The sequence below is a fragment of the Lactococcus sp. S47 genome, from assembly GCF_016517475.1.
Lineage (GTDB): Bacteria > Bacillota > Bacilli > Lactobacillales > Streptococcaceae > Lactococcus > Lactococcus lactis.
The window spans coordinates 139817-152196 of sequence record NZ_JACVUB010000005.1 but is presented as its reverse complement, the minus strand read 5'-3'; the positions used below and the strand labels follow the sequence as shown (position 1 = coordinate 152196).

8 protein-coding genes and 1 pseudogene are annotated in these 12380 nt (G+C 35.3%); 1 reads left to right on the top strand and 8 read right to left on the bottom strand.

The window, feature by feature from the left end; all coding sequences use genetic code 11:
• Positions 1 to 63: 63 nt before the first annotated feature.
• The 8 genes and pseudogenes from galE to IAE52_RS11710 form a co-directional block, all read right to left on the bottom strand.
• Entirely contained in the window at positions 64 to 1044 is a 981-nt protein-coding gene (gene galE / locus IAE52_RS06935; RefSeq protein WP_033900814.1) for a UDP-glucose 4-epimerase GalE, read from the bottom strand.
• A gap of 51 nt (positions 1045 to 1095) precedes the next feature.
• Positions 1096 to 4092 carry a beta-galactosidase gene (locus IAE52_RS06930; RefSeq protein ID WP_109991318.1) on the bottom strand — a complete coding sequence of 999 codons (2997 nt, stop codon included), beginning with the start codon at positions 4090 to 4092 and terminating at the stop codon, positions 1096 to 1098.
• Positions 4093 to 4097: 5 nt separating this feature from the next.
• Complete coding sequence (locus tag IAE52_RS06925; protein ID WP_033900809.1) at positions 4098 to 4721, bottom strand: sugar O-acetyltransferase; 624 nt, start codon at positions 4719 to 4721, stop codon at positions 4098 to 4100.
• Positions 4722 to 4761: 40 nt separating this feature from the next.
• Positions 4762 to 6243 (bottom strand): UDP-glucose--hexose-1-phosphate uridylyltransferase, encoded by a 1482-nt coding sequence (locus IAE52_RS06920; RefSeq protein ID WP_109991319.1) that lies wholly within the window; start codon positions 6241 to 6243, stop codon positions 4762 to 4764.
• Between the two features lie 173 nt (positions 6244 to 6416).
• Positions 6417 to 7616, bottom strand: coding sequence for a galactokinase (locus IAE52_RS06915; RefSeq protein ID WP_010906249.1), 1200 nt, complete (start codon positions 7614 to 7616; stop codon positions 6417 to 6419).
• A gap of 26 nt (positions 7617 to 7642) precedes the next feature.
• The gene (gene galM / locus IAE52_RS06910; RefSeq protein ID WP_004254708.1) at positions 7643 to 8662 is read right to left on the bottom strand and encodes a galactose-1-epimerase; all 1020 of its coding nucleotides are present in this window, start codon (positions 8660 to 8662) and stop codon (positions 7643 to 7645) included.
• Positions 8663 to 8791: 129 nt separating this feature from the next.
• Positions 8792 to 10180, bottom strand: a complete 1389-nt coding sequence (locus IAE52_RS06905) for a glycoside-pentoside-hexuronide (GPH):cation symporter (RefSeq protein WP_004254704.1) — start codon at positions 10178 to 10180, stop codon at positions 8792 to 8794.
• Positions 10181 to 10458: 278 nt separating this feature from the next.
• Positions 10459 to 11196: pseudogene (locus IAE52_RS11710) on the bottom strand (MurR/RpiR family transcriptional regulator); the annotation flags it as partial.
• A gap of 125 nt (positions 11197 to 11321) precedes the next feature.
• On the opposite strand from IAE52_RS11710, the gene mgrA reads away from it, so the two are divergent.
• The gene (gene mgrA, locus IAE52_RS06895) at positions 11322 to 12326 is read left to right on the top strand and encodes an L-glyceraldehyde 3-phosphate reductase (protein WP_109991320.1); all 1005 of its coding nucleotides are present in this window, start codon (positions 11322 to 11324) and stop codon (positions 12324 to 12326) included.
• Positions 12327 to 12380 lie beyond the last annotated feature (54 nt).

Below are 12380 nucleotides of genomic sequence, written 5' to 3'. Positions count from 1 at the left end.
ATTGCTTTACATTTTCACGACAAAATTATAAAAAGCACAGATAACTGAGCTTTTTAAAATTTATCAATAACCTTTTGGATGACTTTGGTGCCATTTCCAAGCGTTCGTAATAATGTGCTCTAAATCATTTTGTGCTTTCCAACCCAAAATTTCACCAGCTTTTGTTGAATCAGCAACTAGTTCATCTGGGTCTCCTGCACGGCGTTCACCCATTTGGCTTGAAATTTCTTTACCTGTTACTTTTCGTGCGGTTTCAAGTACTTCAAGATTTGAATAACCTTTACTTGAACCGAGATTAAATTGGTCAGACTGACCGCCCGCTTTAAGATACTCTAGTGCTTTGATGTGTGCTTCAATCAAATCTTCCATATCAATATAATCACGAATACAAGTTCCATCAGGCGTGTGATAGTCATCACCATAAATAGTAATGAATTCCCTTTGGCCAAGTGCTGTTTGCAAAATAATTGGAATCAAATGTGTTTCATTTTTATGAGCTTCACCAATTGAACCATCATCCTTAGCCCCTGCAACATTGAAATAACGTAAAGCGACATAAGTCATATCAGTTGCTTGCGATTGCCATTTCATCATTTTTTCCATGATTAATTTGCTTTCACCATAAGGATTAATTGGTTTTTGAGGTGTTTTTTCTGAAATTGGACTTTTTTCTGGAATTCCAAATGTAGCTGCTGTACTTGAGAAAACAATATGTTTTACTCCGAATTCTTCCATCGTTTCTAGAATTACTTGAGCACCACCAACATTATTATTAAAATACATTAAAGGTTTTTGCATTGACTCACCCACTAAAGAGTAAGCACAAAAATGCATGATTCCTTCAATATTTTCTTTTTCAAAAACACTAGCTAAGAAAGCATGATCACGCACATCACCCTCGTAAAAGCGTACATTTGCTGGAACAGATTCACGGTGACCTGTCACTAAATTATCCACCACTGCCACATCGTAACCTCGTTTAAGAAGCATATCTACCGCGTGACTTCCCACGTATCCTGCTCCACCAAGAACTAAAACCGTCATAAGAACCTCCATTTTCTCTATATTATATCAAATTCTTGAAAATTTGTATCATCACGTTAATTTAAAACTAACTTCATAATGATAATTTCCCTTTGTCAATAAATATTCCTGAGCGACACTTGGACTCCATGAATCATCTCCACCTACACCCATATGGAATCCGTCAATATTTAACCATGTTCCTGCTTCTTCTTCAAGTAGATGCCAATGTCCCTTTTTAGCAAGCTGGTTTTGACTATACGGACTTAGATTAAAAGCAAAAGATTGACCCATTGCCCGAACTTTTAAACGACCATAATTTAACTCTCTGGTTTCCATCCTCAACCCATTTTCACTAGGAAAAATATAAGGGGTTGTCATATCAGTAATCCTTAAATTCCACTGGCCAAATAAACTTGCCCCTCTTCGGTCAGGATAATTTTCATCTGGGCCAAGTCCAAAATATGTAACATTTTCTGCTTTTTCAGCTAGTTGAAGACACAAGCCAATTCGAGCTGGTTCTGGAAACTCTATATTTCTTTTAAAATCAACTTTTAAAAGAAGTTCACCGTTTCTAAAAATATGATATTCTCGAATGGTTGAAAATGCAATTTTTCCTTTTGCTTCATAGTCTGTTTGGACAGAAATAATTACTTCATTCTCTGTTGCTTGTATTATCATATTTTTCAAAAGCGTTTTTAACTCATAAAAGCCAACAGCCTTCCAACGTTCTAACCAAGCATTAGGATCAATATGTTCAACTTCACTAACACCAATATCATTATCTAATGGAGCCCTTGTAAATTGTTCTGAGAGCTCATGCAGTAACTTTTCATTGCCTTTCTCATCAAGCCAGCGCGAGAGATTACCATTGCTTTTATTAAAAATAAATTTCTGTTTTGCTGATCGTACGGTCAGTAGCTCTTCATCCTCCAAAAGTGTAATTTCTTCATTACTATCTATTTTGTCAGTAAAATTAATTTTTTCTTGTAGAACAAATTGTTGATGAGCAACTTCAAAATCAGACTCAAGAAGATTATATTTCTCAATTGTTTTAACTTGAATGTTCAAAAATAAATTATCTGTTCCATCAATAGGCAACTCAGACAGGTCTATTCTCATAGACCCTCCAGCAGGCATATTCAATATAAGCTCATTTTCCCATAATACTTCTAAGCCATTGGTCAGTTGGTAACATAATTTTTCATTGTCAGTACTTCGAAATAGATACTCATTTGTAACTGTAAAGGCAAAAACTTGACCTAGTGGAGTTTTCTCCAATTCAAACTGATAATATTGTTGCCAATATTTTGCTTCACGAAGAGCTGGTTTTGCTTGACGATTTGGAAAAACAAGACCATTAAGGCTAAACTGACGATCATTTGGCTTATCCCCAAAGTCACCTCCATAAGCATAATTTCCATCTTTTAATAAACCTTGATCCACCCAGTCCCAGATGAATCCACCTTGCAATCGGTCAATTTCTCGAAAAGCTTGCCAGTACTTCCCGAATCCTCCTAATGAATTCCCCATATCATGAGCATATTCACAAAGAATTAGTGGTCTATTCTCTCCAGCTACCCCCATCCAGGTTTTTAATGAATAAGGCGCATTAATACTTGGACTATCTACTCTAGCATACATCGGACAAATGATATCAGTGGCATCTGTTGCTCCTCTACTTGCGTCATCTCCCCCCTCATAATGAACAGGGCGGCTAGAATCAAATGATTTACACCAATCATATAAAGCTTGATGGTTACTTCCATAACCTGACTCATTACCAAGAGACCAAATAATAATTGATGGATGATTACGGTCACGTATAACCATTCGTGTAACACGTTCACTCATTAATGGTAAATAAGTCGGATCATTTGTCAAACGATTCATCGGAGTCATTCCATGCGTTTCGATATTTGCTTCATCCATAACATACAATCCATATTCATCACACAATTCATACCAGCGTGAATCATTAGGATAATGAGAGCAGCGGACCGCATTAAAATTATGTTCTTTCATCAATTTGATGTCTTTAATCATCACTTCTTCAGAAACGACATAACCATGCTCAGGGGTAAATTCGTGCTTATTCACTCCACGAACAAGAAGTGCTTTCCCGTTTATTTTTAGCTGTCCTTTTTCAATAGCAATTTTTCGAATACCAATTTTTTTTGTTTCTTTATGAAATACCGCCCCACTCCGGTCCATTAAAGTTAATTCTAAACGATAAAGATAGGGAATTTCATCTGACCATAATTTTGGATTGACTACTCCAATTTCTGCATCAAAACCATGACACTCTCCAATTAATTGTTCGTCATCATAAAGCTTAAATTCTAAACAAGCATCATCCATGTTTTTAGCATAAGCTTGAAGTTTTACATTTGCAAAATCTAAATCCTCATCCAAATCTGTTTTTATAGAAAAGTCTAACAAGTAGTTATCTGGAAGCCATTGTAAGTTCACCGAACGAAAAATACCTGACATTCGCCACATATCTTGATCTTCAAAATAGGTGCCTTTTGACCAACGAAAAACTAGAACTTTTAAACAATTTTGACCTTCTTTGGCCAGGTTGCTGATATCGAATTCAGCAGGCAAGCGGCTATCTTCTGAATAACCTCCGTATTCCCCATTCAACCAAAAATGAAAAGCTGATCCAACCCCTTCAAATGTAAGGTGAACATGACCGCTCTCAAGCCATTCTTTTGTGATATCAAAATAGCGACTATAAGCTCCAACTGGGTTAGCCTCTGGTACATAAGGAGGCTGAATTGGAATAGGATAAGTCACATTTGTATAAATTGGAACATCGCTTTTATCCTTAAATTCTATTTGCCAATTACTTGGAACGATAATTTCCGTTTTACTCTCCGTCAGTTCTAACCAATTTTTAGGTACATCTGAAATTCTAGAAAAATGATCAAAATTCCAAAGACCATTCAGTGATTGCTTTTCTAAAAAGTCCATAGGTGTATGCATTGGCAACCTATTCCAATTTGAAACTACTGGATTTTCCCAATCTTTACGCTCTAGTACATCAATCATTGTCATCATAGCCATTCCTTTCAGATGAACTCATCTAAATCAATCTTTTTTCCATGATCATAAGTTTTAAAGTCAGAATCATTGATTTTTCTTTTAACCATACAAGGAGTTCCAAAAGCAACCACATTATCTGGAATATCTTTAGTTACAAGACTCCCTGCGCCAATCACACTATTTTTCCCAATTCTAACACCAGGTAACACAATTACACCAGCACCTAGCCAAACATTTTCTTCAATATAAACTTTTTTATTATATTGAGCCCCTCGTTTACGTAAGTCAGGCGAGACAGGATGTGTCGCCGTGTCAATCGTAACATTTGGTCCAAACATGACATGATTTCCTACAAAAATATCTGTATCGTCAACCAATGTTAGATTAAAATTAGCGTAAATCCCTGTCCCAAAATGAACATTTTTTCCGCCAAAATTAGCATAAAAAGGGGGTTGAATAAAACAATTTTCCCCAATTTCTGAAAACATTTTTTTTAGAAGTTCCATTTGTTGCTCTGGCTGAGTCACTGAAGTTTGATTAAACTTTTCCAGTAAAACTAAAGCTTCTTGTTGCTCTTTCCATAATTTTTGATCGTTAGGAAAGTAGAGTTCTTCTGTGTGAACTCGTTTGTAGCTTTCTAATTTAGGCATTTTATCAACTCCTTTTTTAAACTCTCTTGATTTATGAAAATTAATTATTTACGAAATTTATAAATTCATAAAAACCTTTTTGTCCCTCTTGATTATCTTTGAATACTCCGGCATCTTTTAACACCTGTTCAAATACTTCTCCAACTGCTTCCTGAACTGTTTCATGAACTGATTCTTTTGAAAAATATTCTGTTTCTTTCAATTCTTCAGCCCATGGCCTGTGAATTTCTGACATCTCATTTTCTTGATTCAAGAGATATTTTTCAACTTCCAAAAGTTCTGTCTTTAACCTGGCTGGTAAAATTGCAAGTCCCATCACTTCAATCAATCCAATATTTTCTTTTTTAATATGGTGTAGGGCTGGATGTGGATGAAAAATTCCATCTGGATAAATTTCACTTGTATTATTATCTCGTAAAACTAAATCTAATTCATATTTCCCCTCTCGAATTCGAGCAATCGGAGTAATTGTATGATGAAGCTTTCCGTCAGCACTTTTAGCTTTGATTTGAAGACTTTCATCACTATAAACTTGCCATTTTTTTAAAAGTTCATCTGCAGCTTTTGAAAGTTCTACTTGGTTTTTACTTGATAATCTTAGAACAGACATTGGCCAATTCACAATTCCGCAAGAAACTTCTGGAAATTGTTGAAGTTTAATTTCTTCTCGAAGTTCAGCTTTTGCCATCGGAAATTCATAGCGTCCAGCTTGATAATGGTCATGAGTCAAAATTGACCCTCCAACAATTGGTAAATCTGCATTAGAACCAATCATATAATCAGGAAATTGATCTAGAAATCCCAATAAATTATCAAAAGCACGTTTATTAATTTCCATTGGTTGATGTTTAGCATTTAGTAAAATCGAGTGTTCATTAAAATAGGCATAAGGAGAATATTGGAAGCCCCAGTCTTCGCCGTTAATTGAAACTTGAATGATTCGATGATTAGAACGAGCAGGTTTATTTCCTATGCCATAAAATCCTTCGTTTTCCAAACAAAGTTGACAGGCTGGATAAGAGGAAGCCTTTACTAATTTAGCTGCCGCAATGGCTTTGGGGTCTTTTTCTGGTTTTGAGAGATTAATCGTTATTTCAAGTTTTCCATATTTTGTCAAATGACTAAAGGCAATATTACGTGCAATATCTCGAGTTTTTACTTGGTTCACTTGCTGTGCCAGTTCATAAAAATATTGAGTTGCTGCATCTGGAGAAGTCTTATATTTTTCCCAGAAATCATGATTGATTTTACTTGGGCGTGGTGTAATAAAATTCATCAGAGCGGCTTCATAAAATTCATCTTGTCCTTTTTCAATCACATTATTTTCATTTGCAATCGCTAAAAGTTGGTCCATTAAAATCAAGGAATCTTTCTCGTGAGCTTCTTTATCGACTTCTGCCCAATCATTTAGACCAAGAAAATGAAGAAGTTGATTTCTGTGATAGAGCTCATCAAGTGGCTCAATCGTTCCATTTTGTAAAGCAAGACTAATAAAATCTTGAATTGATTGATAAATTGGCATAAAATACTTTCTAATTTACTTCTGTAAGTAAAGTTCTTGCTTTGTCTTGATTAGTGAGTTTTGGAAATGAATACAAAATTCAAGCACTTACTTTTGAGTGCTTGAATTTGCTATCACTAATTTAATGTTAACTCACTTAAATCACTCATAAAATTTTTTAAATATTATTTGATTTATTCAACATCCAACTTTGTTGAACCAGAACCAATTTGAGCGACGTAAAAGCTTGCTGGATAACCGACAACTTCTTCGTAAACTTGGCCGACGGCTTTTTCAAAGGCTGAAACATTGTCATGAGCAACAAGAGCGATTGCACAACCGCCAAATCCGGCTCCAGTCATTCTGGCCCCCAAGACACCGGCTTGTTTTTGAGCAGTTTCTGCTAAGGTATCAAGTTCAAGTCCTGTGACTTCATAATCATCTTTCAAAGAAGCATGTGAAGCATTAAGAAGTTCTCCAAATTTTGTCAAATTACCTGCAACAAATGCTTTTTGAGCAATTTTAGTTCGATTATTTTCATAAACGGCATGACGTGCACGTTTAATTAATGTTTCATCCCCAATCAAATCAGTATTGGCATCAAATTCTTCATTTGATAATTCTCCAAGTGATTGAATGTCCAATCTCGTTTGCATTCTTTTGAGCGCTTCACGTGTTTCAGCAAAACGTTCGTTGTATTTTGATTCTGTCAAAGCCCGCGGTTTGTTAGTATTCATGATAACAATATCATAATCACGAAGTTCAACAGGAACCATCTCATATTTTAGAGTGTTACAGTCCAATAGGATTGCTTTTTTGACTTCACCAAAACCAATAGCGAATTGGTCTAAAATTCCAGAATTAACACCAATATAATCATTTTCTGTTTTTTGTCCTAATTGAACCAATTCAAGACGTGGAACATTTAAGTTAAATAAATCATCCAAAACAACGCCGACTAAAAGCTCAAGTGATGCTGATGATGAAAGGCCAGATGCTGTAGGAATTTCTCCTTTTATCAACAATTCAAAACCTTTGTCAATTTCATATCCTGCTCCTTTAAGCATGACAATCATTCCCTTAACATAATTAGACCAAAGCTCACCATCTTTCTTTTCAACTTCATCTAAATCAAATTCAATGACGCCTAATTTAGGAAAATTTTCTGAGTAAAGTTTGACTTTTTTATCTTCTCTCAGACGAGCTAGTCCTGTTGTTCCAATTGTGATTGATGCCGGGAAAACATATCCCCCATTGTAATCGGTATGTTCACCAATCAAATTAATTCGTCCTGGGCTAAAAAAGTATTCAACTTCTTTTGTATCTCCAAAAACTTCTGCAAATTTTTCTGTTAATGCTGATAATACAGTACTATTTTCTACAACTATAGACATTTCTTCTCTCCTCTAAATTTATTTCTTTATTTTGTATGCAAGCTGTAAATTGTGGTTGCTTGATATTTTTCTCCCGCTTTTAGGCTGATATCTCCAAGCTCTGGAATTTGCTCAGATCCAGGTGATACTTGACATTCAAAAGTAATTCCACCATGGTGCACTTGCTTTTTCTCATGATAAAGAGTTCCTAAATCACCAAAATTTGCTGTAAATATCACAATACTTGGTTGGTCGGTAAAGACTGAAATTGAAGTATCATCAAGCGTTAAACGAGCTTGTTCTTTATCAAGTCCTAACTGGTCTAACAAGAAAGGATGGTCAATTCCTTTAACTAATTGAACTTGTTCCATATTAGAATTGAAGGCATTTGATAATTGTTTTTCCTGACGGAAATCCAAGTCTGTATTTTTTATATCAACGATATCACCACGAACAATTTCTGTTTGGTCTTTTAAAGGAACAAATCTTGAAGCGGCCAGTCGAAGTCCATGATTTTCAACAGATTCACTAGCATCACCATTCAAATTAAAATAGACATGCCCAGTTGGATTAAACACAGTGTCTTTATCAGAAATGGCCTCATAATGAATTTTCCACTTATTGTCATCATCAAAAGAATGAGTTACTGACATTTCTATTTTACCAGGATAACCATTTGTTCCGTCATTAGAAACTAAGGAAAATTTGACTTGAACTTCAGCTCCTAAATCGGTAACTTCATATGTCCAAAGTTTAGTATGAATACTTTCTTCCCCACCATGTAAGGTTTGAGGGCCTTCATTTTGATTTAAGATATAATCTTTCCCAGAAATTTTGACCAAACCATCCTTAATTCTTCCTGCTGTAGGTCCAACTGTTGCACCAGGATAGGCATCTTTTTCTAAATATTCTTTAGCTGAATCAAAGCCTAGAATCAGATGCTTTCCATCTTTTTGCCAGTCAACAATCCGAGCGCCCAGATTTGTAAAAGAAATTGTGACACCTGCTTTATTGGTTAGACTAATTAAGTCACTTCCTAAGCCAAAATCTCTTATTTTAATTTCCATGATATTTCCTAACTATAATGACCTTTAATCAAATTTTAAAAATTCTACTGACAGATTTACTGATGACAGTTTAAACAAATTTCATCTTTTTATTTTCTATCTTACAAAAGCTGTCAGTAAATTATTTACCTATTTTAAACGTTCTTCGAGTTCTGCAACAATTTCTTCGTGACGTTTTTCAGTCAATTTAACTTTGAATAAATAAACTGCTAAAGCGATAATCATCAAAATGGCTGGAACTACAAATGAGTAGAGTTTAAATGTTGCCACACCGTAAGTGTGACCAGCGATATATTTTGAACCTGTCATTCCTGCTGAAATTGCCACAAATCCATAGATACCATTTGAGAAAGCACCGGCAATTTTGTCAAGCAATGGACGCATGGCAAGCGTTACGGCTTCATTACGTACTCCATTTTTCCATTGACCATATTCTACCGAGTCAGTAATTGTCATTAATACTGACAAGAAAACAAGTTGATAGGGGGCAGTTAAGAAGATTAATCCAGCAACAGTCATTGCTACTGAACTTCCTAAAACGAACAAGAGATAACCAAGAAGCATTGAAATGATTGCTCCAGTCAAAACTTTGCGTCGTCCAAATTTTTTAGCTAAAATCGGAAACATTGGAACGAGAATGATTGAACCAATGAATCCGACAATTCCTGTAATTGAATAAAGACTAGCATTTCCAATAACAAAAGTAAAGTTCAAAATCAAAGTTGCTGTTGTTGCCACATAAGCAATGGCAAATAAAATATATGAAAGTGACAACCACATTAATTGGTCATTTTTTAGGAGCGCTTTAAATACATCCAATGTATTTGTTTTGGTTCCTTCTTGACGAATAACTGATTTTTGTTCTTTAGTTCCCCAAGCGGTTACCAAAGCCGAAATTCCTTGGACCAAAGCGGCAATAACACCAAAAGCAAAGAATCCTCTTGCTCCTTGAGCATGTCCACCTTTAGTAAAGAAAATTGTAATTGGAATCGCTAAAATAGTTGCCCCTTGCGCACCAATTGCTGAGCCAAAACGGGCGAAAGTTCCAAGTGTTTCACGTTCAGAATTTTTTTCTGATAGCGCTGGAATCATTGACCAGAAGGCAATGTCTTTGAATGAATAAAAGGCATCAAGAATAATAAAGGCAATGATGAAGACAATGGCAAATAATGTACGATTATCACTTTTTGCTAGTCCGAAGAAGTCTGAAAACATGAGCATAATCATCAAAGATGACATAATCCCACCAACAACCAACCAAGGTTTAAATTTTCCCCATCTTGTGTGGGTATTATCAATAATTGAACCAATGATTGGGTCAAAAATAATTTCGATTAAACGAATAATAACGACTAAACTAGTGACTAAAGCAATCATCGCATCCTCATGTGGTGTTCCAGCAAACATTTGTGCCGTTACAAAGGCGATGAAGAATGTACTAATTGAATAATAGTAAACATCATGTCCTAATGCACCAAAAGCGTACGATAAACGTTGTTTCATTTTTCCCTCTTTCATGGGAATCCTCCTTTATACTAAATCTACTTAATTCATAAGTAAATCTACAAAGCTACTGTTTTGCCTTTTGAAACGAGTAATCCTTGGTTGGGAAAACTTTTATTTTGGATAAGTTTTTAAAAGCGAAACAGTCTTCAATTTCATTTTGAAATCGCTCACATTTAGAGTATAACACTTTGATTTAAGAAAGGGTTTCCAATTTCAGCTTATCTTTTGGAAACCCTTTCTATTTTGCTCTTTTTATAAAAAAAAGCTCGATATGACTTGATATCGAAGCTTTATTGTTTTAAAGTATAAATGGAGTAAGCATCAATTAGAACTCTTGATAAAATGGATAATGAGAGTCTACTATGAACATCTAAATCAAAATAATTCACCTCAAGACTACTCTTGTAACCAATCAAACTTATATCCGAAAGATTGGTCAGACTGGTATTAGCATTAACAGTTAAGGATAATATTTTGGGATTTTGTCCTTTGGCAATATTTAGAGCATTTAAAATTTCTACTGTTTCTCCTGAAAGTGATAAAACGATGATTAGGCTTTTTTCATTAACAAAACGGGCATAGTAAGCCATGTATTTTGAATCATCATGCAAACTGACGGGCTTACGGAAAAGTTGCAACTTTTTCATCAGTTCGTCAGCAACGTTTGTTGATAAGCCTCGTGAAAAAATTAAGATTTCCTCTGATTCTTGAATCAACTCCACTGCTTTTTCAATTTCTTCAGCAGAAATATTTTCTATTGTTTTCAAAAGTTCTTCTTGATTTTTAGCAATAGCCCCCAAGACTTCTTTGGAAAAACCATTGATTTCAGGAAGTTTTTTCTCACGAATTGAATATCTAAATTCACCATAACCTTCAAAACCTTTTTTTCTTACTGTTCGATTGACAGTTGAGAGAGAAACATGAGCCAATTCTGCCAATTCTGAAATTGATAATTGTGGAATTTTCTCATAGTTTTCTTGAATAATTTGCCAAGTATAGGATTCAGCATTGGTTAAATTGGACATATTTTTACTCCATTGATTCGCTTGTTGTTATCAAAAAATGTTTTCTATCCTAAAATTATAACATTTGACGCTTACATTTGCTATAATTCCCTGAAATCGTTTTTATTTCTATTTTTAAGGAGAAAGTAATGACTTATATTCCCAATCCCACTCGTTATGACCACATGATTTATCGCCCAGCTGGAAATTCTGGTTTATTATTGCCTGCCCTTTCATTAGGACTCTGGCATAATTTTGGTTCGGTAGATGATTTTGAAAATGCGAGGGACATGATTCATACGGCATTTGATTTAGGAATTACTCATTTTGATTTGGCCAATAATTATGGGCCAGAACCCGGTTCGGCAGAACGTAATTTTGGTCGTATTTTGAAAGAAGATTTCCAAAAAATGCGTGATGAGTTAATTATCTCAACTAAAGCTGGTTATCTAATGTGGCCTGGACCCTATGGAAACTGGGGCAGTAAAAAAAGTTTGCTGGCTAGTCTTGATCAATCTTTGGAACGTTTGGGACTTGACTATGTTGATATTTTTTATTCACATCGTCCTGACCCAAATACACCGATTGAAGAAACAATGGGGGCTTTAAAGAGCGCTCTGGATAGCGGAAAATCACTTTATGTAGGTTTGTCCAATTATTCCGCCAAAGAAACCGAAGCTGCGGTCTTAGCGGCTGAAAAGTTAGGCTTTAAACTCTTGATTCATCAGCCTCGTTATTCAATGCTAGATCGATGGATTGAAGATGATTTGCAAGAAACTTTGACGGAGGCGGGGATAGGAACAATCGCCTTTAAACCTTTGTACCAAGGACTCTTAACCGGAAAATATTTACATGGTATTCCTGAAGATTCGCGAATGCGTGACCCTCATTATGCAACTTTGCATGATGACAGTCTTACGAAAGAAAGATTGGAACAAGTCCAAGCGCTTAATGATTTGGCTCAAAGTCGTGGACAATCTTTAGCTCAAATGGCCTTGGCCTGGGTTTTACGAGAAAGAGATGACAGGGTTCAAGGCATCACTTCTGCTTTAATTGGCGCAAGCCGTCCGCAACAAATCATTGAAAATGTGGCAGCTTTAGAACATTTGAAATTTACTGACGAAGAATTAATTAAGATTGAAAAGCTCTTATAAAGAACAAAAAAGTTACTGACAAATCTGTCAGTAACTTTTTATTTTCTAGATAAA